The sequence below is a fragment of the Amycolatopsis sp. NPDC098790 genome (assembly GCF_044759945.1).
Taxonomy (GTDB): Bacteria; Actinomycetota; Actinomycetes; order Mycobacteriales; family Pseudonocardiaceae; genus Amycolatopsis.
Genome location: NZ_JBIWAI010000013.1, coordinates 17,304 through 40,323 on the forward strand (window position 1 = coordinate 17,304; position 23,020 = coordinate 40,323).

Below are 23,020 nucleotides of genomic sequence, written 5' to 3' on the forward strand. Positions count from 1 at the left end.
CAGGGGACATGCCGACCCTGCACGACGCGACCGGGCCCGAACTGACCGCCGCCCAGCTCCACGACATCCTCCGCCTGCGCGTGGACGTGTTCGTGGTGGAGCAGAAGGCCGCGTACCCGGAACTGGACGGCCGCGACCTCCGGCCGGACACCCGCCACCTGTGGTTCGCGGACGCGAGCGGGGTCACGTCGTACCTGCGGGTGCTGCTGGACCCGGACGGCGTCCGCCGCATCGGCCGCGTGGTCACGGCGGCATCGGCCCGGGGCCAGGGCTTGGCGGCCCAGCTGATGGACGCGGCTTTGACGATCCCTGGTGAGTACGTGCTGGACGCCCAGACGTACGTCCAGGGTTTCTACGCGCGATATGGCTTCGTGGCGGAGGGCGCGGAGTACACCGACGACGACGGGATCCCGCACATCCGCATGCGCCGCCGCCCGGCTTAAGCCGTAGCGCCGCGCGGAGCGGTCGCCGTGATCACCTTCACCGCGCGTTCCACATCGGCCTCCGTGAGGTCGGCCCGCGCCGTCAACCGCAGCCGCGAAATGCCGTCCGGCACCGACGGCGGCCGGAAGCACCCGACCCGGATGCCGTGCTCCGCGCACGCCGCCGCCCACGCGACGGCCGTCTCGGCCGACGGCGCCTGCACCGAGATCACGGCGGCGTCCGGCAGGCTCGCCTTCAACCCGGCCGCCTTCAGCGACATCGACAGGTTGCCCGCGTTCTCGACGACCTTCTCGGCCAGCCCCGGCTCTTCCTTCAGCGCGTGCAACGCGGCCAATGCGGCCGCGGCGCTCGCCGGCGCCAGCGCGGTGTCGAAGATGAAGCTGCGCGCGGTGTCCACGAGGTGCTTGATCACGCGCCGCGGCCCGACCACGGCTCCGCCCTGGGCGCCGAGCGACTTCGACAGCGTCAACGTCGTGACGACGTCGGGCGCGCCGGACAGCCCGGCCGCGTGGACCGCGCCCCGCCCGCCTTCGCCGAGGACGCCGAAGCCGTGCGCGTCGTCCACGAGCAGCGCCGCGCCGTGTGAGCGGCAGATTCCGGCCAGCTCGCCGAGCGGGGCGAGATCGCCGTCCACCGAGAACACCGAATCGGTCACCACCAGCGCCCGCGGCTTGCGCCGGGTCGCCAGCGCGTGCTTGATCGCCGACGGCGTCGAGTGCGCGACCGCGGCGACGTCGGCGCGCGACAGCCGGCAGCCTTCGATCAGGGAAGCGTGGATGTACTTGTCGGTCACGATCGCCGACTCGGATCCCGACAACGCCGTCACCGCACCCAGGTTCGCGGCGAACCCGGACGAGAACACGAGCGCCGCCTGTGCGCCGCAGAACCGGGCGAGCTCCAGCTCCAGCTCGGTGTGCAGCTCGGTCGACCCGGTGACCAGCCGGGACCCGGTCGACCCGGCGCCCCAGCGCAGCGCGGCGGCCGCGGCGGCCCCGGCGACGCGCTTGTCGCGGGCCAGCCCGAGGTAGTCGTTCCCGGCCAGGTCCAGCTCGTCCGCCTGCGCCGGCCGCGGCCGCAGCTGCCGCACGAGCCCCGCGTTCGCCCGCTTCTCCGCCTCGACGTCGAGCCAGTCGAAAACCTCATCGGGCGGGGGCGTCGGCGGCGTAGTCACGTCCCGCAGTCTCCCATCCGCCGTGCGCCGGGCCGTGAACCAGGGCCCGGAAACGCCGGAAGCCCCGGACCGGAGTCCGGGGCTTCCAGGGGGAAATCAGCTGTCGTAGCCGCGACGCGGGCCACGGCTCGGGCGGCCGTAGCCACCGCCGTTGCCCGAGCGGGGCTGACGGCCGCGGCCGCCGAAGCCGCCGGGACGGCCTTCGCGGTCGCCGCCGCGGTAGCCGCCACGCTCGCCACCGCGGTCGCGGTCGCCGCCGCCGTAGCTGCCGCGGTCACGGTCGCCGTAGCTGCGCTCGCCGCGGTTGTAGCCACCGCGGTCACCGCCGCGCCCGCCGCCGAAGCCGCGGTCGCCGCGGAAGCCACCGCCGCGACGCGGGTTCTCGCGCCGCCGCTCGACGACCGGCTCGCCGCTGGGCTCCCGGGCGCCGGTGATGCGCGACAGCGCGTCGTCGCCCGGGCGGACCGTCGTGGACTCGGCGCGGACGCCGGCCCGGTCGGTCAGCCGGCGGACCATCCGGCGCTGGTCGTGCGTCGCCAGCGTGACGACCACGCCGGACGCCCCGGCGCGGGCCGTGCGGCCGGCGCGGTGCAGGTAGTCCTTGTGGTCGGCGGCCGGGTCGACGTGCAGCACCAGCGAGATGTCGTCGACGTGGATGCCGCGGGCCGCGACGTCCGTGGCGACCAGCACCGGGGTGTGGCCTTCCTTGAAGTCGGCCAGGACGCGGTTGCGCTGCCCCTGCGTCTTGCCGCCGTGCAGCGCCGCCGCGTGGACGCCCTGCTCGCGCAGCCGCTCGGTCAGGCGGTCGACGTGGTGCTTGGTCCGCACGAACATGATCGTGCGGCCCTCGCGGGCGCCGATCTGCGTGATGACGTCCTGCTTGTCCTGGTGCGAGACCTGGAGCACGTGGTGGTCCATGGTCGTGACGCTCGCGGTCGACGGCGCGACCGAGTGCGTCACCGGGTCGGTCAGGTACTGCTTGACCAGGCGGTTGACGTCACCGTCGAGCGTCGCGGAGAACAGCAGCCGCTGCCCGCCCGGCGGGGTCAGGTCCATGATCTCGCGGACCTGCGGCATGAAGCCCATGTCCGCCATCTGGTCGGCCTCGTCGAGCGCGATGAAGTTGCAGTCGCCCAGGTGCGCGGTGCCCTGCCGGACGTGGTCCGACAGCCGGCCCGGGGTGGCGATCAGCAGGTCGACGCCGCGGGAGAGCGCGTCCGCCTGGCGGGCGAAGGCCATCCCGCCGACGGCGGTGCGGCACCACAGGCCGAGGGACTTGGCCAGCGGGGTCAGCGAGTCGGCGACCTGCATCGCCAGCTCGCGGGTCGGGACCAGGATCAGCGCGCGGGGGCGCTTCGGGCGGGCCTTGCCGCCGTCGAGCCGGGCCAGCATGGCCAGGCCGAAGGCGAGGGTCTTGCCGGAGCCGGTCTGGGCGCGGCCCAGCACGTCGCGGCCGGCCAGCGCGTCCGGGATGGTCGCGGACTGGATCGGGAACGGGGTGGTGATGCCCGCGTCGGCGAGCGCGCGGAGCAGCGGCTCCGGCAGGCCCAGCTCGGCGAAGGTCTTGGTGGCCACGAGCTCGACGGCGTCGTCGCGCAGCATGTCCCCACCGGCGGGCCGCTGGCGCGGCTTGCGGTCGGGACGGTCCGCGCGCGCGGACGTCGAGGAAGGGCCGGAGTTGAACGTGACGGTCACAAATGCCTCTCGGACATGGTTCGTCACAAGGAGGCCCGGGCTCCCCGCGCGCAGGCAGGGCAAGATGGTGTGCGGTGGGCGTTCACAAGGACGGACCCGGCACACTGTGTCTTGCGCTTTTCCGACACTGCGCGCCGCTTGGGATTACGGATCACCGCGAGCCATTCGGTGGCTTTGGAGGCGACGGACACCAACTACATCCACGCCGCCGGTTGCGGTCTGAATCGATAGTACCTGAAGGGGAGCTGGTCCTCCGCATGGAGGTAACCCGTTGTGGGCGGCGTCGCAGACGTGTTCCGTGCCACATCCGCGACGCCGCCGCGAGGTCAGGCGAGCCCGGCCGCGGAAACGAGGTCGGCCAGCAGCCCGTCGGTGTTCGTGACGTGCTCGCCGAGCCCGCGGCCGTGGAACCAGCCGGCGAGGTTGCGCACGTCCCTGGCGAGGAATTCGGCGCCGCCGGGGTTGGCGACGACGTCGACGACCTGCGGTAGGTCGATCACCATCAGCCGGCCCCGGTGCACCAGCAGGTTGTACGCCGAGAGGTCGCCGTGCGCGAGCCCTTCCGAGGCGAGCAGTTCCAGGGCCCCGGTGGCCTGGAACCACAGGTCCTTCAGCTCGTCCGGGTCCGGGCGCACCTGGGCCAGCCGCGGCGCGGCCGTCCCGTCCTCCTCGCCGAGGAACTCCAGCAGCAGCTCGGTGCCGTTGCGCTGCACCGGGTACGGCACGGGCGCACCGAGCGTCCACAAGCGACTCAACGCGGCGAACTCGGCGACGGCCCACTGTTCGGCGATGAGGTTGCGGCCGAACGCCGTGCGGTGCTCGATCGCGCGCATCTCGCGGGACCGGCGCATCCGCCGTCCTTCGAGGTAGCCCGCGTCGCGGTGGAAGAGCTTGTGTTCGTCGCTGCGGTAGCGCTTCGCGGCGAGCAGCGTGCCTTCGGTGCCGGGCAGGCCGCGGCGCAGCAGGTGGACGTCGGCCTCCTTGCCGGTCTTGAGGACGCCGAGGTCGGTGTCGACCGCGGCGAGCTCGGTGACGACCCAGTCCGGCCGGGGCCGCGGGCCGTGTTCGGCGTCGTCCCAGGTGGACCAGCGGTCGGCGCCGTCCGGGAGCTGGTTTTCGGTGTAGGCGTCGTCGCGCAGCTTGGCGAGCCGGACGCGTTCGCCTTCGGTGAGCCGGCCGCTGCGGGTGGGCTCGGGATCGTCCAACCGCCCGCGGCGACGCGACCGCGCCTGACGGCGGGTGGACTGGTCGTCGAACGAGTCGAAGTCTTCGAAGTCGTGCATGCGCACTGGTGGGGTTCTCCTTGGTCAGGGATGCCCCACCGGGCGCGTGGTCAGCTCCGGGGGGCGGGTGGGTGAGGGCGCGAAAGGGCCCGGACATCCATCACGACGGCACCTCCCCGCTCTTACCCCGGCTCCCTGCCGGTTGCGCTTCAGCTTGCCGGGTCGGTCGCCCTCCGCGCAACCGAATAGCGCGAAAGGACCGTTCGCGACGTTTCCTTGAATTCGCCGGGTCGGCGTGGCCACGATGAACGGGCAGGCAACACCCGAGGAGGGGCGGATGGATTCCTACGACGTCGTGGTCGTCGGCGGCGGGCACAACGGGCTGGTGGCGGCCGCGTACCTGGCGCGGGCGGGCCGGTCGGTGCTCGTGCTCGAACGACGCGGGGAGACCGGTGGCGCCGCCGTGTCGTTCCGCGCGTTCGACGGCGTGGACGTCCGGCTGTCCCGCTACTCCTACCTGGTCAGCCTGCTGCCGAAGAAGATCGTGGCCGACCTGGGTCTCGACGTCCGGCTGCTGCGGCGCCGGATGTCGTCCTACACGCCGAGGGGCGACACGGGTCTCCTTGTCGACACGGGCGACGACGACCGGACGGCGGCGTCGTTCCGCGCGATCACCGGATCCACAGCGGACTTCGCTGCGTGGCAACGGTTCTACGCGCTGGCGGGCGGTGTGGCCGAGCGCGTCTTCGGCACCCTCACCGAACCACTGCTGTCCGAAGTGGACTTCCGGTCGAGGGTGGGCGACGCCGAGGCGTGGACGGCGTTGTTCGAACGGCCGATCGGCGAGACGCTGACGTCGTGGTTCGGCGACGACACGGTCCGCGGCGTCGTGCTCACCGACGCGCTGATCGGCACGTTCGCCGCTGCGGGTGACGAGGACCTGCGGCAGAACCGGTGCCTGCTTTACCACGTGATCGGCAACGGAACCGGCGACTGGGACGTCCCGGTCGGCGGCATGGGCGCGGTCACCGGTTCGCTCGCGGCGGTGGCGGCCGCCGCGGGAGCGCGTCTCGTGACGGGTGCGGAAGTGCTGTCCGTCGCCCCGGACGGCGAGGTGCGCTACCGCCGCGACGACGCGGAGCACGTCGTACGCGGCGGGCACGTCCTGGCGAACGTCGCGCCGGCGACGCTCGCGAGGCTGCTGGGCGAGGAGCCGCCGGACCGGCCGGAGGGAGCGCAGCTGAAGGTGAACATGGTGCTGTCCCGGCTGCCGAAGCTGAGCGATCCGCGGGTCGACCCGGCGGAGGCGTTCGGCGGCACCTTCCACGTCAACGAGAGCTATTCGCAGCTGGAGACGGCCTACCGCGAGGCGGCGGCGGGAAAGATCCCCACGCTCCCGCCGTGCGAGATCTACTGCCACTCGTTGACGGACCCGTCGATCCTCGGCCCGGCCGAACGGGCAGCGGGCGCCCAGACGCTGACGTTGTTCGGCTTGCACATGCCGGCGCGTCTCTTCGAGGGGCGCAACGAAGAGGCGCGCGAAGCGGCGTTGCGCGCGACGCTGGCTTCGCTGAACAGTGTGCTGGCCGAGCCGATCGAGGACTGCCTGCTCGCGGACCCGGACGGCAGGCCGTGCGTGGAGGCGAAGACCCCGCTGGACCTCGAGGCGGAGTTGGGCCTGCCGGCGGGCCACATCTTCCACCGCGACCTGGCGTGGCCGTACGCGGAAGACCCGGCGCAGCAAGGGAAGTGGGGCGTGGAGACAGCCCACGAGCGAGTGCTGCTGTGTGGAGCGGGAGCCGTGAGAGGAGGTGGCGTGAGCGGCATCCCGGGCCACAACGCGGCGATGGCGGTCCTGGGCGGCTGAGCGGGAGGCGTTCGTCCCCAGGGAAAGCGGCCGCCGGCCAGGCGCCCGCGCGAGCTGACCCATCCCGGGGTGGGTCGGCCCGGGCGGGACCTGCTCCGGCGAAGGCTTCCTCGGCGAACGCCCTCCACCCCGCCGCCACCGGTGATCACCCCTGGGCGGCGGTCTGTGCGTCGTGCTCGGCGCACAGGCAGCCGACCCCGGGGGCGATCCACTCCCGGCCGGCCCACTCCGGATGGCGTTCGACGAGCACCGAACGCACCTCGGCGACCACGGAATCCACGCCGAGCCCGGAGCCCAGCCGGCGCCAGGTCTCGTCCCGCAGCTCGCGCAAGTAGTCACGGACGTCGGTGAGCACCGCCACCCCGCCGACCTCTCCGTGCCCGGGCACCACCGTCCGCGGGCCGGCCGCCACCAGCCCGTCCAGGACCGACAGCCACCCGACGCCCGTCACGTCGGTGTCGTGCGGTGGGAACCACGGCAGGATCGCGAACTGCCCGGTCTCGGCCAGGTCGCCGGTGAACAGGACGCCGGCGTCCGGGACCTCGACCACCTGGTCACCGGGCGTGTGGCCCCGGCCCGTCGGCCGCAGCCGGACGGTCCGGCCGCCGAGGTCGAGCGTCCGCGTGCCGTCGTACACCTCGTCCGGCGACGGCACGCGGACGTCCTCGAGCCGGGCGGCCACCACCGGGTCCAGGCCGCGGAACATCTCCAGGTAGCCCGCGCCCTTCGTGGCGAGGTCGTCGGCCTGGGCGCGGTTGACCAGGTACGTCGCCGCGCCGGCGAACGCCTGGGCGCCGTAGGCGTGCTCGGGGTGGAAGTGGGTCGTCGTCAGGAACAGGCGGCGGCCCGCGGCCACCGCCGTCGCGAACGCGAGCACCTCCGCCGCGTTCGCGACGCCGAGGCCGGTGTCGACGACGAGGACGGCCTCCGAGCCGCCCACGACGCCGATGTTCGGCACCAGGTCGACGCCGTGGTTGGGGAGCACCAGCAGGTCCGGCGCGAGTTCCACGGCGTCGGCCACCCGCACGGCGGGATCGGTCATGTTGGTCATGACCCGATTCCACCGCCGCGGCGGGCAAGCCGTCCAAGACCGATCGGGAGGTACCGATACCAGGAGAACATCATCGCCGGTCAGCGCTACTGTCGGCGCATGGCAGTCGATCAGGAACTGGTGGACGCGGCGATCGCGCTGGCGCGTGACCGCTTCGGCGGCACGGCGTGGTCCGGGGCCGCGGCCCTGCGCCTCGACGACGGCACCGTGCTGACGAGCACCGCACCGGACTTCCCGAACCAGGCCGTCAGCCTGTGCCACGAAACCGGCGCGATCTGCGAAGCCTTCAAGCTCGGGCGGCGCGTGACCGGCTCGGTCTGCGTGACCGCGGCCGACGAGGACCGCGGCTACTGGGTCCTGGCGCCCTGCGGCGTCTGCCAGGAACGGCTCTTCGCCCACGGGCCGGACGTCGAAGTCGCCGTCCCCGAGCCGGCCGATCCGCGGCGGTGGCGGGCGCTGCGGCTGCGGGACGTCCAGCCGCACTGGTTCGCGCGCGTCTTCCCCGACGACGTCTGGCCGTACGAAGCCGAGCGTTGAGGTGGAGCTGCGCACCCTGCGGTACTTCGTTGCCGTCGCCGAAGAGCTCCACTTCGGCCGGGCCGCCGCGCGGCTGCACATGAGCCAGCCGCCGCTGAGCCGCGCGGTCAAGCAGCTGGAGGCCGACGTCGGCGCCGTCCTGCTGGTGCGCTCGGCCGCGGGCGTCGCGCTCACGCCCGCCGGCGCGGCGCTGCTCGACGAGGCGCGCGCCCTGCTCGACCAGGCCGACCAGGCGCGCGTGCGGGTGGCGTCGGCAGCCGGCGCCTCGACGATCACCGTCGGCATCCTCGCCGACAGCGCCGACCCGGACGCGACGCGGCTGGCCGATGCCTACCGGCGGCGCCACCCCGGCGTCGAGGTCCGCGTCCGCGACACGGACCTGACCGACCCGACGTGCGGGCTGCGCGCCGGGCTCGTCGACGTCGCGCTGACCCGCGGGCCGTTCGACGACACCGGCCTGACCGTGCACCGGCTGCGCGAAGACCCAGTGGGCGCCGTCCTGCGCGCCGACGACCCGCTGGCCCGCCGCGACCACCTGCGGCTCGCCGACCTGGCCGACCGGCGGTGGTTCCGGTTCCCGGACGGCACCGACCCGCTCTGGCAGGCCTACTGGCACGGCGGCGAACCACGCGAAGGTCCGGTGGTGCGCGGCGTCCAGGAGTGCCTGCAGGCCGTGCTGTGGAACGGGACCGTCGGCCTGATGCCGCTCGGCCACCGGCCGCCGGGCGACCTGACGGTCTTGCCGCTGACCGATCTGGCGCCGAACCCGGTGGTCGTCGCCTGGCGGGACGCCGGCCCGCTGGTGCGGTCGTTCGCCGAGCTCGCGACGGCTGCCTATCAGACGACGGGCGGGCGCCGGACGTCGTAGAGGTCCCAGTCCAGCTGCCAAAACGCGTCGATGCCGTGCTCGCGGATGTACTTGCGCTCGGTGTCGTGCACCGGGTAGCAGCCGGCGATGCTGACCGGCGGGCCGCCGATGTCGATCAGCGTGTACTGGTGCGCGTCGAGGCCCGCCGGCGCCGACACGGCGAACGCCGTCATCGCGGACTCCGGCGCGATCGGCTCGCCGAAGTCGATGGTGTCGCCGTAGACGAACGGGCACGTGCCCCGCAGCTGCTCGGCGAGGTAGCCGATGGCCAGCGCCCAGACCGGGTCGTCGGACCGGACGCTGATCCACAGCTCCGGTCTGACGCCGTGCCACTCGGCGTGGTCGGCGAGCGAAAGGCCGTAGGTCGCGCCGGTCAGGTATCTCGGCTCCGGTTCGTCGGCGAAGACGAACGCGATGACGTCGTCGAGCCCGGCGTGGGTCGACGTGATCGGCTGCAACCGGGGTTCGACGTCCCCGGTCAGGGTGTCGAGATGGGCGACATACCGCTCGGCACGGCTCGGCATGGCGCGCAGCATACGACCGGTCACCGTGAGGCGCGGGGGAAGGCCGTTGGCCCGGGCGCGGCACTTTCGGGCAGGGTGGGGGACATGCGAGTGCTCGTGATCGGAAGCGGAATCGGCGGCGCGGCAACGGCGTGGCACCTGGCGGGCCGGGGCGCGGAGGTGGTCGTGGCGGACGCGGCCCGCCCGGGGACGGCCACCGAAGCCGGCGCCGGGATCGTCAGCCCGTGGACGTCGCGCTGGGACGACGCCCTGTACCCGCTCGCGTCGGCGGCCGGCCGGTACTACCGCGAATTCGCGGCTTCGCTGGCGGAGTCGTCGTTCGAGGTCGTCGGCGGCATGGTCGTCTCGGCCGACGACACCGAGCTGGCCGAGACGCACGAGCGGCTGACCGCGCGGGCGGCGGACGCGCCGGAGATGGGCGAGGTCCGCCGGCTCGACCCGGCCCAGGCGCGCGAGCTGTTCCCGGCGCTGGCGCCCGGGCTGGGCGCGGTGCACCTGGCCGGCGCGGGCCGCGTCGACGGTCACCAGCTGCGCCGCGCCCTGCTGCTCGACGCCGAACGCCGGGGCGCGAAGTTCGTCGAAGGGGAGGTCGCGTTCCGCGCCGACGGGACGGTGGCGAGCCCGGACGGCGTGCTCGAGGCGGACAGCGTGGTGGTCGCGGCGGGCGCGTGGAGCCGCGAACTGCTGGCGCCGCTGGGGATCGACCTGCCGGTGACGCCGCACCGCGGGCAGATCAGCCACTTCGACCTGCCGGGCACGGAGACGGCGGCGTGGCCGGTGGTGCTGCCCCGCACGAGCCACTACCTGCTGGCGTTCGCGGGCGGCCGCGTGGTGGCGGGCGCGACGCGCGAGGCGGAGTCGGGCTTCGACTACCGCGTGACGGCGGCGGGCCAGCGCGAGGTGCTGGACAACGCGCTGACGGTGGCGCCCGGCCTCGCGGACGCGACCTTGGCGGAAACCCGGGTCGGCTTCCGCCCGGGCACCCCGGACGGGTTGCCGATCCTGGGCGCGATCCGGCCGGGGCTGGTGGTGTCGACGGGCTTCGGCGCGGGTGGGCTGACGAACGCGCCGTTCGCCGGCAAGCTGGTGGCGGCGGTCGCGCTGGGGGAGGACCCGGGCTTCGACCTGACGCCGTTCGCTGCGGATCGCTTCTGAGCCGGGGGCGCGGTCAGCCTTCGGTGACCAGTTCCAGGGCGTGGTCGCCGGTGCGTTCGACCGTCATGCCCGCTTTGGTGATCACCTTGACCAGCTGGTCCACAGTGGACGGTTCCGCCCGGGTCTCCGCCAGCGCCCGCGCCAGACGGCCTTTGTACGCCTTGTTGAAGTGGCTGACCGTCACGCGCTCGCCGCGGGCGTTCTCCGTCACCACGCGGACCGTCACCGCGTCCGGGCGCAGCTTCGCGAACGCCGAGTACGTGCCCGACCGGAGGTCCACCACCAGGCCCTCGACCTGCTGCAACACCGGCTCGAGGACCGGCTTCCAGTGGCCGCGGACCGTCCCGACCGACGGCAGCGAGTTCCCGCCCGAAAGCCGGTACGCCGGGATCGGGTCGGTCGCCGACACCACGCCGAACAGCGACGACGTCACCGCCAGCCGCCGGTGCGCCTTCTCCAGGCCCGCCTTCGTGAAGCTCTGCACGTCGAGCGCGTCGTACAGGACGCCCGTGTAGCGGCGCAGCGCCGGCATGGTCGGGGACGTCCACAGCTCCGCGTTGCGGGTGACCTCACCGGCCTGGCGCTCGGTGATGCCCAGGGCCGCGATGCTCGCCGGGACGTCGCCGGCCAGCTCGGCGAGCGCGTCGGCGAGCTTCGCGCGCGCCGGGTTCAGCTCGGGGAACGACAGCGCGCCGAGGTCGAGCGGCCCGCCGCGGCCGCCGTCGGCCTTGGTCTCGGATGGGGGGAGGAGCACCAGCACGGAACGAGCCTAAATCGGGATGCGCGGGCGCCGCCGCCCGGCCTAGCCTCCGGGCATGGACCTGACCTGGCGCCCGCTGACCCTCGACGACGTCCCCGCGCTCACCCGCCTGTACGCCGCCGCCGAGGAGATCGACCGGACGGGTGACCACTTCAGCGACGAAGACCTCCGCGACGAGCTGGTCGCCCCCAACATCGACCTGCCCCGCGCCACCATCGGCGCCTGGGCGGGTGACGAGCTGGCCGGCTACGGCCTGATCCGCCGCCGCGACGCCGCCGACCCGGTGCACATGATCCGCCTGCAGTCGGTCGTGCACCCCGGGTACCGGACCGACGCCGTCGGCGCTCACCTGGTCGAGTGGTTGACGCGCACGAGCCGCGAGGTCCACGAGCGCGCCTTCCCGGACGCGCCGATGGAGCTGCACCACGGCCAGCACCAGAACGAGCGCTGGATCGCCGGCGTCCTGGCCGGCGCGGGTTTTACGCACCAGCGGACGATGGTCAACATGCGCGTCGGCCTCGCCGACCTGCCGCCGCAGCCGCCGCTCCCGGAGGGCGTCACGGCGGTGCCGTTCGGCTTCGAGCACGACCTCGCGGCGCTCGACGCCCGCAACGACGCCTTCGCCGGCCACTGGGGCAGCACCGTCTACGGGCCGGACGCCTGGCGCCACCTGGTCACCGGCTCCAAGGACTTCCGCCCGGACCTGTCGTTCCTCGTCCTCGACGGCGACAAGGTCCTGGCGTTCGTGCTCAGTCACTTCTACGAGTCCGAAGCCGCGGCGACGGGTATCCGCGAGCACTACGCCACCTGGGTGGGAACGCGCGAGGCGCTGCGCGGCCGCGGCGTGGCATCAGGGCTGTTGGGGCACACGCTCCTGGCGGCGAAGGCGGCGGGCTTCGACCGGTCGGCACTGAACGTCGACGTCGACAACGCGCACCGCGCCCTGGGCGTTTACGAACGGTGCGGATTCCGCGTCGACGACGAATGGCACGTGTACGTCCTCTCCTGAACTGTCCTGGTTTTGGGACGCCCCACTGCCGATCGGGGAATGGACGGCATTCGTACCATCGCCGTATGAAGCCGACTTCAGCTTCCCCGGGTGCGCGGGCATTGGCCGCGTCGCTGCGGGAATTGCGCATGGCGCGGGGTAAAGGTTTGCGAGAACTGGCCCGGATGGTGCGGATCCTCCCGCAGTTGCTGTCGGCGTGGGAAAAGGGGCAGCGGGTGGCATCCCCGGAGGACGTGGCCCGGTTGCTGGGCGCCCTCCAGGTCGACGACGCGACGTACGACCGCATGATGCGCCTGGCCAGACGCGCCAAGGACGACAACTGGCTCGATTCCAACCCGTCGGATTTGCCGCCCGCGCTGAGCGGCATCGTCGAGTACGAGCGCACCGCCACCCACATCACGATGTGGTCGCTGGCGATCATTCCGGGACTGCTGCAATCCGCGGACTACGCGCGGGCAGTTCTCAACGGCGGGCAACTCAGCCTGGCGCAGGCCGATATCCACCTCGTTACCCGGCTCGCCCGCCAGCGGATTCTGACAAAGCCCGATCCGGTCAAGCTCACCGCGATCGTCGGCGAAGCCGCGATCCGCGACGAGATCGGCGGTGAAGATGTGATGTCCGACCAGATGGATCATCTGCTGGGCATAGCGGACTTCGCCAACGTGACGTTGCGCGTGCTGCCCGCGAAAATTGGTTACCACCCCGGCCTCTACGGACCGTTCGTGCTTTACGAGTTCGGCGACTTGCCGACCATCGTGCACCTCGAGCACTCCGAAGCGACCGCGTTCCTCCACGAGGTCGATGTTGTCGGCAAGTATCGCAAGCAGGCTAAGCTCTTGGAGGGCAAGGCAATGACCGAGGATGCCACCCGAGCACTGCTTCGGGAGGTCGCGCGATAGCCGGGAGGCCGAACATGCGGGATTGGCGCAAGTCGAGCTACAGCGGTACCCAATCCGAGTGCGTGGAGGTTGCCTTCGACTGGCGCACGGCGAGCTATAGCGCGACCGAAGGCAATTGTGTCGAGGTCGGCTGGCGCAAAGCGAGCTACAGCGGGGCCCAATCCGAGTGTGTCGAGGTGAAGCTCGACCGTTCCGTCGGGATTCGGGACACGAAGGCCCGCGAGCAGGGGCAACTGACCGTCACCCCGGCTGCGTGGACCGCCGTCCTCACCGCTCTACGAGGTTGAGCAGCTCCTCACCCGCCACGTACCGCCGCACCTGCTCCGCTGCCAGTTTCTTCGCGCGCGGGTAAAACGACGCCGACCCGCCGGCGATGTGCGGGGTGATGACGACGCCGGGCACCGTCCACAGTGGATGGTCGCTCGGCAGTGGCTCCGGATCGACGACGTCCAGGCCCGCGCGCAGCCGTCCGGACCGGGTCTCGGCCAGCAACGCCTCCGTGTCGATGGCCGTGCCTCGGCCGACGTTCACCACCAGGGCGTCGTCGGGCAGGGCCGCGAGGGCCTTCGCGTCGAACAGGCCGCGCGTCGACGGGGTGTCCGGGAGGATCAGCACCACGATGTCCGCCTCCGGCAGCAGCCCGGGCAGCTCGTCAACGCCATGGACACCGTCGTCCGGGCGCGCGTGGCTCGCCACCCGCGTCACGACGGCCTCCGCCGCGACGAGCTGACGTTCGATGGCCTGCCCGATCGAGCCGTAGCCGACCAGGAGCACCCGGCTGTCGGCGAGCGAGCGCGTGTGCTCCCGCGTCCACTCGCCGCGCGTCTGCTGCGCGAACCACCGCGGCAGGTCCCGCTGCGCCGCGTGGATCAACGCGAGCGCGTGCTCCGCCACGCTCAGGTCATGCAAGCCCCTCCCGTTCGCCAGCCGGACGCCGTCGGGCAGCAACGGCACGAGCGTCTCGACCCCGGCCGACAGCGATTGCACCACGCGCAACGCCGGCAGCTCCCGAATCAGCTTCGGCGGCTCGGGCCCGCGGTCGTAGGGCAGCACGTAGAACTCGACGCCGTCCAGGCCGTCCGGCGGCGCCGAGACGCCGTCGTAGTAGGCGGCGTCGACCCCCTCCGGCACGTCGATGTCGGTCCAGGGCAGCAGTACGCGAGCGCTCATGCCGCCTTTCTACCGCCGGGCTACCCCGAGACGCAGAACTCGTTGCCCTCGGGATCGGTCAGCACGGTCCAAGCCAACCCCGGCACCGAATGCTCCGCCACCTCCTTCGCACCCAGCCCGACCAGCCTCTTCACCTCCGCCCCGCGATCATCCCCGCCGAAGTCGACGTGCACTCTGTTCTTGCCCGCCCGGGGCTCGGGCACCCGCTGCAGCCCCAGCGGCAGCCCGCCCTCGGGCGGCGCCAGCACCAGGAACTCGCCGCCGTAGTCCTGGGCTACCGTCGTGCCCAGCGCGGCCGTCCAGAACTCCGCCAGACCTCGGGGGTCCGCGCAGTCGATCGTGATCATGCCCATGTGGATCGCCATGCCCTCGAAGCTAGCCGCCACCACCGACAAAAACGGGCGGCCGAGTAACCCGTTGGAGTCACGGCCGGGGGAGTGACTACCCTGAGCGGGACTTTCACACCCGCCCGGAGCAGGGAGCCCCGCAGTGATCACCAGGACTTCGTCGTTGTTCCTTCGCACCTTGCGCGAGGATCCGGCGGACGCCGAGGTACCGAGCCACCGGCTCCTGGTACGCGCCGGCTACGTCCGCCGGGTCGCCCCGGGCGGGTACTCGTGGCTGCCGCTGGGCCTGCGCGTGCTGCGCCGCATCGAGAACGTCGTGCGCGACGAGATGAACAAGATCGGCGCGCAGGAGATCCAGTTCCCCGCGCTGCTGCCGAAGGAGCCCTACGAGGCCACCGGCCGCTGGACCGAGTACGGCGACGCCCTCTTCCGCCTCAAGGACCGCAAGGGCGCCGACTACCTCCTCGGCCCGACGCACGAGGAGCTCTTCACCCTCACCGTGAAGGGCGAGTACAGCTCGTACCGCGACTACCCGGTCACGCTCTACCAGATCCAGACCAAGTACCGCGACGAAGCGCGCCCCCGCGCCGGCATCCTGCGCGGCCGCGAGTTCGTCATGAAGGACTCCTACTCCTTCGACCTCGACGACGAGGGCCTCGAGCGCTCCTATCAGGCCCACCGCGACGCCTACACGAAGCTGTTCGACCGCCTCGGCCTCGAGTACGTGGTCGTGAAGGCGACGTCGGGCGCGATGGGCGGCTCGGCGTCCGAGGAGTTCCTCGCCGTCGCCGAGACGGGCGAAGACACCTACGTCCGCAGCACCGAGTCGGGCTACGCGGCGAACGTCGAAGCCGTCGTCACGCCCGCGCCGCCCGCGCAGTCCATCGAAGGCCGCCCCGACGCGCAGGTGCACCACACTCCGAACACGCCGACCATCGAGACGCTGGTCAACTTCCTCAACGACGCCAACCTGGGCCGCACCTTCACCGCGGCCGACACGCTGAAGAACGTCATGCTGAAGACGCGTCAGCCGGGCGCGAAGGAGTGGGAGCTGGTCTGCGTCGCGGTCCCGGGCGACCGCGAAGTGGACATGAAGCGCCTCGAAGCGTCGCTGGAGCCCGCCGAGGTCGCGCTGCTCGAAGAAGCCGACTTCGCGAAGAACCCGTTCCTCGTGAAGGGCTACATCGGCCCGAAGGCGCTGCAGGACAACGGCGTGCGCTACCTCGCCGACCCCCGGATCGTCCCCGGCACCGCCTGGGTCACCGGGGCCGACAAGGTCGACCACCACGTCGTCGACCTCCTCGCCGGCCGCGACTTCACCCCGGACGGCACCATCGAGGCGGCCGAGGTCCGCGAAGGCGACGCGTCGCCGGACGGCCAGGGCACCCTGGTCGCCGCGCGCGGCATCGAGATCGGGCACATCTTCCAGCTCGGCCGCAAGTACGCCGACGCGTTCGAGCTGGACGCGCTGGGCCCGGACTCCAAGCCGATCCGGATCACGATGGGTTCTTACGGCGTCGGCGTCTCGCGGCTGGTCGGCGTGCTCGCCGAGCAGAACCACGACGACCTCGGCCTGGTCTGGCCGCGCGAGGTCTCGCCGTTCGACGTGCACGTCGTCATCGCGGGCAAGGACGAGGCCGTCGCGGCCGGCGCCGAGAAGATCGCCGCCGAGCTGGACGCGGCCGGCATCGAGGTCATCCTCGACGACCGCAAGGCCACCCCCGGCGTCAAGTTCGCCGACGCCGAGCTGGTCGGCGTCCCGACGATCCTGGTGGTCGGGCGCGGCCTGGCCAACGGCGTCGTCGAGGTCAAGGACCGGCGGACGGGCGAGCGCGAGGAGATCGCGGTCGACGCCGTCGTCGAGCACCTGGTCAAACTCGTCCGCTCCTGATGGCCCGGCGCCCGGACGACCCGACGCCGGGGTACGAGGACAACGCGGCGCTCCGCGGGTTCGGCGGCTACGAACCCGCGGACGCGCCGACGCCGCCGCGCGCGCGGCCGAAGCGGATCCGCCCCGCCGCGAAGCCGCTGAAGTGGCGCCGCGCGCCGTGGTTCGGCCTGGTGTTCATCGCGTTGGTCGCGGGCGTGCTGAACGCGCTGGGCGTCGGCAAGCCTCGCCCGGCGTCGTCGACGCCACCACCCGCGCCGATGGTCGTGACGCCTTCGCCGCGCGTGACAGTGCCGGCCTTGACCGACGGCTGGCAGTCGGTCGCGGGCCGGGACGGGTCGTACGCCTACGACGTCCCGCCGAACTGGGAGCCGGCCCCGACCACGCAGCACGGCTGGGACGAGCCGTCGATCCGCCTGATCACGAGCGCGTTCCTGGGCAAGGACTTCTGCGGCCGCGACACGCTGGGCGGCGCGGGCGTCACGACCGAGCCGCTCGCCGACCCCGAAGCGGCGGCGCGCAAGGCCGCGACGGACCTGGCAACGGGTGCGTACGGCGGGACGTCCCAGGTGGGCCCGGCCACGGACGTCCAGCTCACGAAGGCCGACGGCACGAAGGCCCCGGCTCGCATGGTGGTCGCCGAAGTGGTCCCGGCGGCGACGGGCGAGTGCGCGGCGAAGCACGCTTCGGTGGTGGCGCTGGGCTTCGGGACCAGCTCGAGCTCGTCCGGCGTCGTGGTGGCGTACGCGGACAGCGACCGCTCCGGCCCGTCGATCCGCGAGGACCTCGTCAAGATCGTGGAGAGCTACCGGTTCGTGCCGGCGGCGGATCGCGGCACGACCACCCCGCCGCCGACGACCTACCGCTAACTCCGGGTCGGGGAGTACCCGCCGCCCATCTCGTCGTGCAGCTGACGCGACGATGCGACGAGAGTCTGGACGATCCCGTCGTCCCGTGCCCCGATCCCGGCCTTCATGAGCCGTTCAGCCAGTTCGTCCAGGTACTGGGCGGCTTGGACGACGTGCCCGAACGCGTTGATCTCGGCATAGCCGGCGAACAGCCGGTCCCGGGCTGTGGCGGTGTTCGAGAGGACGGCCGAGATTTCGCCGGTGACCTGCTCGTGCACGCCGGCGGGCAAGGGCATTCGGCTGACTTGGCGCAGCAAGCGTTGACAGACCTCGACGAGCCGGTCGAGGAGCTCGAAGTCGCGGGATTGACTGACCCGCAGGCCGCTGCCGGTGACCGCGAACGAGGCGTTCGTCACCCGGTCCGCGGAAATCTGGACGAGCCGGGTGCTCGCCTCGAAAGGCAAAAGCGGCGCCGCGTCGAGAGCGTTCAGCGCCGGGCGGAAGCACGGGTGGATGTGGAACTCGTTTTCCTGCGGCTGCAGCGGGAGTTGTCCGGAGCCGGCGTAGGAGACGCCGGATTCGCGGAGCACTCCGAGGAATCCGACGCGATAAAGCACCTCCACGACGCCATCGGCGGTGAGGATGGTCGCGTAGTTGGGAAATTGACCGTGCAGGACTTCGGCGAACGGCTCGAGCCGCGTCGCCACGGCGCTGCGCATCACGACGTACCCCGTGTTCTGGAACAGCACGAACAGCCGGTCCAGGAAGGGCACCGTGACCAGGTACTCCTTGGCCAGGTCGAGGAGCTTCCACTGGGAGAACTGCAAGGTCGCGCCGCGCACGTCCGCCTCGGTGACCCGGTCCGCGCCGCGGGCGTTGGCCGCGTCCCGGCAGAGGTTGAGGAACTGGATGGCGTCGCGCGGGCGGGGGAGCGTACGGGAGAACAGGTACTGCGCGGCCGGCTCGTCGCTCACCCGCTCCGGGAACACCTCGCTCCAGAGCTGCCGGGACGAAAGCGGCCTCCCGAGGGATGCCCGAGCCCGCAGCAGCGCGACTTCTTCGAGCTTCTCCGGCGTCCACTCCAAGCGCAGTTCGTCGCTGTGGAACTTGTCCGCGTCGTCGAACTGAAGAGCGTCGTAGATGTCCGAGCGGACGAAGAGCACGCACCGCACCGCGCCGCCGTACGCCTGGTTCACGCGCTTGCTCGCCAGCAGCAACCCGATCACCAAGTCGTCGCTCTCGCGGTCACTCGACCACACCTGTTCCAGCTGGTCGACCAAGACCGGCAGCGGAGCGTGACTCGCGCAGCCGAGCGCCTGGAACGCCCGCGCGACACCGGCCTCGAGCACTTCGAGCTGCTTGGCGGCGCGGGCCCCCTCGGTGCCACCGCTCTTGTGGTCGACGCTCGCCTTGACGCCGAAGGCCTCGAGCGAAAGCGAGGCCTGCAAGCCCTGGCCGCCGCGGAGGATCCGGTCGTAGAAGCTGACGTCGGCGAGCTCGCCGCTCTTCTCCAGGAATCGGCGCAGCGCCCGGACCGGCTTCGAGAACCGGCGGCGGTGCCCGGTGCGCGCGTGGGCGATGAGGTGGCGCGCCGCCTGGACCGCGAAGACGTACCGCCAGATCAGCGACTTCGCCGTCGCGCCGGTGAGCCCCTGGAGCTCGAACCGGCGGAGTTCCTCACCCGCCGTTTCGTCCGGCGTGATCACGCAGGCGCCGCCGTTCGCCGCCATCCGCACGCAGATGGCGCTCTTTCCGGTGCCCTTGCGCCCGATGACGAGGTTCTTGTGCCCTGCCGAAGCCTCTTCGAAGGCCTTGGTGACCAGGAACCCTTCGCGTAGCAGTCCGTCGGCGAAGTCGTGCTCGGCGTCGTCACGGCCGAAGTGCAGCCGTCCGACCGTTCCCTCGGGCACGTCGCCTCCTCAGGTTCGGCGACCAGGGTACTTGGCGCTACCGCCCGGCGCCCGGATTCGGCAGGCTGTGGTCCCATGACCGGTGATGCGGACAGACGGCTGGACCGGATCCGGACCGGCGCGTTCGGGGTGCTGGCCGTCAGCGGGCTCCTGCTCCTCTTCGGTCCTCTCCTGGCCAAAGCGTGGATCTGGCTCGTCGAGCCGCGGAATCCGGACTGGTGGGCCGCCGGCGGGCAGTGGGTCGGTGGCGTCGGGACGATCGGGGCCGTCGTCGTCGCGCTGTGGATCGCCATCCGGGACAACCGGCTGGCGCGGGCGGACCGGGTCAAACGGGATCAGCGCGAACGCCAGGAGCAGGCCGCGAAGGTCACCGCCTGGATCGAAACCACCGAAGACGGCGTCGACATGATCGTCTCCAACGCGAACGCCGAGGCCGTCAACCACGTCGTCGTGTCGTTCGACCTCGTGCGGCACCTGCCGATGACCGGGTCCACCCTGCACCGCGGGCCGGTCATCGAGGACGACGAGTACCTCTACGCCATCCTCCCGCCCGGCAAGTGGCGGATGCCGATCCGCGAAGGGTGGCAGCGGCCGGACATGACGCCCGGCGTGATGCTCGCCTTCACCGATTCGCGCAACGGCCACTGGCTCCGGCTGACCGACGGCAGGCTGATCGAGAAGGACCAGAACGTCGTCAGCCGCCGGAAGATCCGGTTCCCGCAGCGGATCAGCGTGCCCGAGAGCTACTGACCAGCTTCGCCAGCTCCCGCAGCCGGACGTCCGGCAGGTACGCCCGGCCCAGCGCCAGCCCGATCCGCGGCAGGTCCGCCACGTCGCGGTAAGCCAGGTACAACGGCACCCGCCGCGGCTGGAACTTCGCCTTGAACGCGTGCAGGGAACGGAATCCGTAGTACGGCTCCATGACCCGGCCCAGCGACTCCAGCGCCCGGTCCAGCGGGCACGCCGGGGAAGCGCTGCGCGCCAAGGGCGCCCCCGACAGCGACACGAACCGCGCCCCTTCCGCACGGAACGCCACGCACGCCGACGCGATCAGGAACTCCATCACCGGGCGGAAACCGTGGGCGCTGCGGCGCATGACGTCCAGCGTCCAGCCGCCGACCTGACCCGCGCCCGTGTACACCGGCAGCCACGACGTCACGCCGTGGACCGTGCCCTCGGCGTCCACCGCCAGGCCGACGCGCGTCGCCGGGTCCATCGCCTCGTCGAGCCCGCCGAGTGTGAAGCCCATCTCCGGCATGCCCTTGTCCGACATCCACTCCTCCGACAGCGCGCGGACCTGGGCGAGGATCGGCTCCGGCTGGTCGGCCAGGCGGACCAGGCGGAACTCGATGTCCTGCTTGGCGGCCTTGTTCAGCGCCGACCGGACGTCCTGCCACGCCTTGCCGCGGAACTCCAGGTTCTCCAGGTCGAGCACGTTGTCCTCGGCGACCTGGACGTGCTGCCAGCCCAGCTCGCGCGTGGCCGTGACCGTCTCCTCCGTCGCGGAGAACACGCACGGCACCAGGCCGGAGTTCTCGCACATCAAAGCGAATTCGGTGACCGTGGCGGCCGCCGTGCCGTCCGGCGCGATCGGGTCGCCGAGCGCGACGGCGACGCCCGCGTGCTTGCGGTAGGCGAGGTACGAACGCCCGTCCTCGCGGACGAAGTACGTGTTGCGCGGCCAAGTCGTCATCCACGACAGCGTGCTGCCGCCGTGCCGGTCGAGCAGCGTCCGGGCCAGCGCGGGCCCGGGACCCTGGGCGTGGCGGCGCAGCCGGCGCCGGGACGGGACGCGGAACGCGTGCTGCGCGGCGATCAGCACACCCAGCTCGACCGTCCACAAGAGATTGTCCACGAAGAACAGTGGCAGGCCGGTGGTGTCGTACTCCGACCCGAAGACCTCGGCCAGCCCGTAGACCGTGGCCGCGGCGAGCCCCTGCACGGTGACGAAGACTGACAGCGCGACCGCCCAGCGCCACGCGACGCGGCCGCCCTTGCGCAGCCCGTTGAGCATCGGCACCACGACCAGCACGAGCAGTGCGAGCTCCGGCGCCGACAGCGAAACCCCTTCGTCGGAGCCGAACGGGCCGTCGCCGGGCACCAGGAACATGACGACTTCGGCGATGGTGAGCAGCAGCAGGCCGGCGACCGTCAGCAGCCGCCACTCCCGCAGGTTCGGCCCCACCGACGGCACCCGGCGGGAGCCGACGAGCCGGTTGCCGAGCGGGATCGCCAGCAGCAGCGCGAAGAAGTGCACGAGGTCGGCCAGCGTGCCGACGTAGACGATCGCGACCCCGGCGTACACGCACAGCCCGGCCCGCAGCCGCAGCGCCCACGGCGGCCGCAGCGTCGCGCTGGCGACGGCGACCGCGGCGAGCGCGCCGCCGGAGAACCCGACGTCGAGGCTGCCCGCCATGCGCTCGGCCCACAGCCAGCCGGAATTGCGGCACAGCGCGAGGAACTGCGTCGCGGCGAGGACCGAGACGAACTGGCCGCCGATGGTCACCGCCATCGCGCGCCGCGTCCCCAGCTGCCACTCGGCGAAACCGGCGAAGAGCGCGAAGCTGCCGACCATCGGGAGGTAGAACCACGGGACCACGGCGAAGAACGGCCCGGTGAGCATCGTCCACCACCGGCCCGCCTCCAGCGACGGCAGCCCGTAGGCGATGAACGGGTAGGCCGCACGGTCCTCGGCGGCGTTCCACAACGCCCCGGTCGCGACCGCCAGCACGAGCATGGCGAGCACGACAGTGCTCGTGAACGGCAGACGCTGCCTGAGCACCGCGGCCACGCCCCGGATGCGTCCCCCTCCGACGGTCACGGCCGCCGACGCTGCATCAGTCATGCGGGACAGCATGGCGAGTGCCCGCCCCTACCCACATCGGGCAAACGAAGGAGATTGACCCCTAAGGGGTCGTCCCTTCGAATGAGGGTTGACCCCCTCTGAAGGACGACACTCAGCCGAAAACGGCGGCCTTCACGGCGTCGGTGTCGGCGAGATCCGGCAGCACCGTGTGTGCGCCGGCCGCCTGCAATTCCTCGGCGGCGTAGTGCCCGGTCGCCACCGCGATCGAAACCGCGCCGTGGTGCCGGGCGGCTTCGACGTCGTTCGGGGTGTCGCCGATGACGACCACCGCGCCGGCGGCGAACTCGGTGCCGTGCTTGGCCGCGGCGAGCGCCACCGCGTGCGGCACGAGGTCCGGGCGGTGCGCCGACAGCGTGCCGTAGCCGCCGATGTCGAGGTCGAGGTGCTCGTGCAGGCCGAACGCGACGAGCTTGTGCCGCGAGATCTCCGGCAGGTTGCCGGTGACGAGCGACTGGACGACGCCGCCGTGCCCGGCGAACGCCTTCAGCGCTTCGGCGGCGCCCGGCAGCGCGCGGCCGGACGTCGGGAGGTGCTCGACGGCGCGTTCGGACTCCGCGATCAGCGCCAGCCAGAGCGCCTGGAGCAGCTCTTCGGTGGGCGCGATGCCGTGCGCAGTGAGCAGGTCGGTGCTGATGGCGCGTTCGGTGCGGCCGCCGAAGTCGGGGTAGGAGACGAGCTCGGTCCCGGTCGTCGCGGCGAGCGCCGCCGCGTACCAGGCGGCGCCGAGGCCGGTGAAGTCCACCAGCGTGTGGTCGATGTCCCAGAGCACCAGCCGTGTCTTCGTCACG

General features: G+C 72.1%; 22 protein-coding genes. 11 read left to right on the forward strand and 11 right to left on the reverse strand.

Annotated elements, in window-relative coordinates:
* Nucleotides 1–8 precede the first annotated feature (8 nt).
* Nucleotides 9–443 (forward strand): GNAT family N-acetyltransferase, encoded by a 435-nt coding sequence (locus ACIQWX_RS49780; RefSeq protein ID WP_400887146.1) that lies wholly within the window; start codon nucleotides 9–11, stop codon nucleotides 441–443.
* On the opposite strand, the gene ACIQWX_RS49785 is transcribed toward ACIQWX_RS49780, so the two are convergent.
* The 3 genes from ACIQWX_RS49785 to ACIQWX_RS49795 all read right to left on the reverse strand — a co-directional run bounded on the left by ACIQWX_RS49785 (nucleotide 440) and on the right by ACIQWX_RS49795 (nucleotide 4,599).
* Nucleotides 440–1,615, reverse strand: coding sequence for an 8-amino-7-oxononanoate synthase (locus ACIQWX_RS49785; RefSeq protein WP_400887149.1), 1,176 nt, complete (start codon nucleotides 1,613–1,615; stop codon nucleotides 440–442). The two genes, ACIQWX_RS49780 and ACIQWX_RS49785, sit on opposite strands and share 4 nt — an antisense overlap.
* Nucleotides 1,616–1,711: 96 nt before the next feature.
* Nucleotides 1,712–3,310, reverse strand: coding sequence for a DEAD/DEAH box helicase (locus ACIQWX_RS49790; RefSeq protein WP_400887150.1), 1,599 nt, complete (start codon nucleotides 3,308–3,310; stop codon nucleotides 1,712–1,714).
* Between the two features lie 326 nt (nucleotides 3,311–3,636).
* Entirely contained in the window at nucleotides 3,637–4,599 is a 963-nt protein-coding gene (locus ACIQWX_RS49795; protein ID WP_400887152.1) for an RIO1 family regulatory kinase/ATPase, read from the reverse strand.
* Nucleotides 4,600–4,870: 271 nt separating this feature from the next.
* On the opposite strand from ACIQWX_RS49795, the gene ACIQWX_RS49800 reads away from it, so the two are divergent.
* On the forward strand, nucleotides 4,871–6,400 hold the full coding sequence (locus tag ACIQWX_RS49800) for a phytoene desaturase family protein (RefSeq protein WP_400887155.1): 1,530 nt from the start codon (nucleotides 4,871–4,873) through the stop codon (nucleotides 6,398–6,400).
* 145 nt (nucleotides 6,401–6,545) lie between these two features.
* On the opposite strand, the gene ACIQWX_RS49805 is transcribed toward ACIQWX_RS49800, so the two are convergent.
* Nucleotides 6,546–7,451 (reverse strand): MBL fold metallo-hydrolase, encoded by a 906-nt coding sequence (locus ACIQWX_RS49805; protein ID WP_400887158.1) that lies wholly within the window; start codon nucleotides 7,449–7,451, stop codon nucleotides 6,546–6,548.
* 99 nt (nucleotides 7,452–7,550) lie between these two features.
* Between ACIQWX_RS49805 and ACIQWX_RS49810 the strand changes: the two genes are divergently transcribed.
* A complete protein-coding gene (locus tag ACIQWX_RS49810; protein ID WP_400887161.1) occupies nucleotides 7,551–7,988 on the forward strand; it encodes a cytidine deaminase in 438 nt (145 codons plus the stop codon).
* 1 nt (nucleotide 7,989) lies between these two features.
* Nucleotides 7,990–8,856 (forward strand): LysR family transcriptional regulator, encoded by an 867-nt coding sequence (locus tag ACIQWX_RS49815; protein ID WP_400887163.1) that lies wholly within the window; start codon nucleotides 7,990–7,992, stop codon nucleotides 8,854–8,856.
* Here ACIQWX_RS49815 and ACIQWX_RS49820 read toward each other — a convergent pair.
* The gene (locus ACIQWX_RS49820; protein WP_400887166.1) at nucleotides 8,826–9,380 is read right to left on the reverse strand and encodes a suppressor of fused domain protein; all 555 of its coding nucleotides are present in this window, start codon (nucleotides 9,378–9,380) and stop codon (nucleotides 8,826–8,828) included. The genes ACIQWX_RS49815 and ACIQWX_RS49820 overlap by 31 nt on opposite strands.
* An 84-nt stretch (nucleotides 9,381–9,464) precedes the next feature.
* Here ACIQWX_RS49820 and ACIQWX_RS49825 point away from each other — a divergent pair, with 84 nt between their 5' ends.
* Nucleotides 9,465–10,535, forward strand: coding sequence for an NAD(P)/FAD-dependent oxidoreductase (locus tag ACIQWX_RS49825; protein WP_400887169.1), 1,071 nt, complete (start codon nucleotides 9,465–9,467; stop codon nucleotides 10,533–10,535).
* A 13-nt stretch (nucleotides 10,536–10,548) separates the two neighbouring features.
* Here the strand turns inward: ACIQWX_RS49825 and yaaA are convergent, their stop codons facing one another.
* Nucleotides 10,549–11,295: a peroxide stress protein YaaA gene (gene yaaA / locus ACIQWX_RS49830; RefSeq protein WP_400887171.1), complete on the reverse strand. Its 747-nt coding sequence runs from the start codon at nucleotides 11,293–11,295 to the stop codon at nucleotides 10,549–10,551.
* 55 nt (nucleotides 11,296–11,350) lie between these two features.
* On the opposite strand from yaaA, the gene ACIQWX_RS49835 reads away from it, so the two are divergent.
* The 3 genes from ACIQWX_RS49835 (at nucleotide 11,351) to ACIQWX_RS49845 (ending at nucleotide 13,490) form a co-directional block, all read left to right on the forward strand.
* The gene (locus ACIQWX_RS49835; protein ID WP_400887173.1) at nucleotides 11,351–12,304 is read left to right on the forward strand and encodes a GNAT family N-acetyltransferase; all 954 of its coding nucleotides are present in this window, start codon (nucleotides 11,351–11,353) and stop codon (nucleotides 12,302–12,304) included.
* A gap of 65 nt (nucleotides 12,305–12,369) precedes the next feature.
* On the forward strand, nucleotides 12,370–13,203 hold the full coding sequence (locus tag ACIQWX_RS49840; protein ID WP_400887175.1) for a helix-turn-helix transcriptional regulator: 834 nt from the start codon (nucleotides 12,370–12,372) through the stop codon (nucleotides 13,201–13,203).
* A gap of 14 nt (nucleotides 13,204–13,217) precedes the next feature.
* The gene (locus tag ACIQWX_RS49845; protein ID WP_400887177.1) at nucleotides 13,218–13,490 is read left to right on the forward strand and encodes a DUF397 domain-containing protein; all 273 of its coding nucleotides are present in this window, start codon (nucleotides 13,218–13,220) and stop codon (nucleotides 13,488–13,490) included.
* Here ACIQWX_RS49845 and ACIQWX_RS49850 read toward each other — a convergent pair.
* Together ACIQWX_RS49850 and ACIQWX_RS49855 are read right to left on the reverse strand one after the other, a co-directional pair.
* Entirely contained in the window at nucleotides 13,471–14,373 is a 903-nt protein-coding gene (locus tag ACIQWX_RS49850) for a 2-hydroxyacid dehydrogenase (protein WP_400887179.1), read from the reverse strand. The two genes, ACIQWX_RS49845 and ACIQWX_RS49850, sit on opposite strands and share 20 nt — an antisense overlap.
* A 20-nt stretch (nucleotides 14,374–14,393) precedes the next feature.
* Nucleotides 14,394–14,738 carry a VOC family protein gene (locus tag ACIQWX_RS49855; protein WP_372670799.1) on the reverse strand — a complete coding sequence of 115 codons (345 nt, stop codon included), beginning with the start codon at nucleotides 14,736–14,738 and terminating at the stop codon, nucleotides 14,394–14,396.
* A gap of 124 nt (nucleotides 14,739–14,862) precedes the next feature.
* On the opposite strand from ACIQWX_RS49855, the gene ACIQWX_RS49860 reads away from it, so the two are divergent.
* Both ACIQWX_RS49860 and ACIQWX_RS49865 read left to right on the forward strand, forming a co-directional pair.
* The gene (locus ACIQWX_RS49860; RefSeq protein WP_400887180.1) at nucleotides 14,863–16,611 is read left to right on the forward strand and encodes a proline--tRNA ligase; all 1,749 of its coding nucleotides are present in this window, start codon (nucleotides 14,863–14,865) and stop codon (nucleotides 16,609–16,611) included.
* Complete coding sequence (locus ACIQWX_RS49865) at nucleotides 16,611–17,477, forward strand: hypothetical protein (protein WP_400887182.1); 867 nt, start codon at nucleotides 16,611–16,613, stop codon at nucleotides 17,475–17,477. The genes ACIQWX_RS49860 and ACIQWX_RS49865 overlap by 1 nt, the downstream gene beginning before the upstream one ends.
* On the opposite strand, the gene ACIQWX_RS49870 is transcribed toward ACIQWX_RS49865, so the two are convergent.
* A complete protein-coding gene (locus ACIQWX_RS49870) occupies nucleotides 17,474–19,366 on the reverse strand; it encodes a P-loop ATPase, Sll1717 family (RefSeq protein ID WP_400887184.1) in 1,893 nt (630 codons plus the stop codon). The genes ACIQWX_RS49865 and ACIQWX_RS49870 overlap by 4 nt on opposite strands.
* A gap of 75 nt (nucleotides 19,367–19,441) precedes the next feature.
* Between ACIQWX_RS49870 and ACIQWX_RS49875 the strand changes: the two genes are divergently transcribed.
* Nucleotides 19,442–20,116 carry a hypothetical protein gene (locus tag ACIQWX_RS49875; RefSeq protein ID WP_400887186.1) on the forward strand — a complete coding sequence of 225 codons (675 nt, stop codon included), beginning with the start codon at nucleotides 19,442–19,444 and terminating at the stop codon, nucleotides 20,114–20,116.
* Here the strand turns inward: ACIQWX_RS49875 and ACIQWX_RS49880 are convergent.
* Nucleotides 20,094–22,211, reverse strand: coding sequence for a bifunctional lysylphosphatidylglycerol flippase/synthetase MprF (locus ACIQWX_RS49880; protein ID WP_400887188.1), 2,118 nt, complete (start codon nucleotides 22,209–22,211; stop codon nucleotides 20,094–20,096). The two genes, ACIQWX_RS49875 and ACIQWX_RS49880, sit on opposite strands and share 23 nt — an antisense overlap.
* 112 nt (nucleotides 22,212–22,323) lie before the next feature.
* Entirely contained in the window at nucleotides 22,324–23,019 is a 696-nt protein-coding gene (locus ACIQWX_RS49885) for a haloacid dehalogenase-like hydrolase (protein WP_400887190.1), read from the reverse strand.
* Between the last annotated feature and the right edge of the window lies 1 nt (nucleotide 23,020).

What these genes read in the sequence shown, in the direction of transcription:
- ACIQWX_RS49780 (WP_400887146.1), top strand. Translation starts at nt 9, where the DNA reads ATGCCGACCCTGCACGACGCGACCGGGCCCGAACTGACCGCCGCCCAG.
- ACIQWX_RS49800 (WP_400887155.1), top strand. Translation starts at nt 4,871, where the DNA reads ATGGATTCCTACGACGTCGTGGTCGTCGGCGGCGGGCACAACGGGCTG.
- ACIQWX_RS49805 (WP_400887158.1), bottom strand. Translation starts at nt 7,451, where the DNA reads ATGACCAACATGACCGATCCCGCCGTGCGGGTGGCCGACGCCGTGGAA.
- ACIQWX_RS49810 (WP_400887161.1), top strand. Translation starts at nt 7,551, where the DNA reads ATGGCAGTCGATCAGGAACTGGTGGACGCGGCGATCGCGCTGGCGCGT.
- ACIQWX_RS49820 (WP_400887166.1), bottom strand. Translation starts at nt 9,380, where the DNA reads ATGCCGAGCCGTGCCGAGCGGTATGTCGCCCATCTCGACACCCTGACC.
- ACIQWX_RS49825 (WP_400887169.1), top strand. Translation starts at nt 9,465, where the DNA reads ATGCGAGTGCTCGTGATCGGAAGCGGAATCGGCGGCGCGGCAACGGCG.
- ACIQWX_RS49835 (WP_400887173.1), top strand. Translation starts at nt 11,351, where the DNA reads ATGGACCTGACCTGGCGCCCGCTGACCCTCGACGACGTCCCCGCGCTC.
- ACIQWX_RS49840 (WP_400887175.1), top strand. Translation starts at nt 12,370, where the DNA reads ATGAAGCCGACTTCAGCTTCCCCGGGTGCGCGGGCATTGGCCGCGTCG.
- ACIQWX_RS49845 (WP_400887177.1), top strand. Translation starts at nt 13,218, where the DNA reads ATGCGGGATTGGCGCAAGTCGAGCTACAGCGGTACCCAATCCGAGTGC.
- ACIQWX_RS49850 (WP_400887179.1), bottom strand. Translation starts at nt 14,373, where the DNA reads ATGAGCGCTCGCGTACTGCTGCCCTGGACCGACATCGACGTGCCGGAG.
- ACIQWX_RS49855 (WP_372670799.1), bottom strand. Translation starts at nt 14,738, where the DNA reads ATGGCGATCCACATGGGCATGATCACGATCGACTGCGCGGACCCCCGA.
- ACIQWX_RS49865 (WP_400887182.1), top strand. Translation starts at nt 16,611, where the DNA reads ATGGCCCGGCGCCCGGACGACCCGACGCCGGGGTACGAGGACAACGCG.
- ACIQWX_RS49875 (WP_400887186.1), top strand. Translation starts at nt 19,442, where the DNA reads ATGACCGGTGATGCGGACAGACGGCTGGACCGGATCCGGACCGGCGCG.
- ACIQWX_RS49880 (WP_400887188.1), bottom strand. Translation starts at nt 22,211, where the DNA reads ATGACTGATGCAGCGTCGGCGGCCGTGACCGTCGGAGGGGGACGCATC.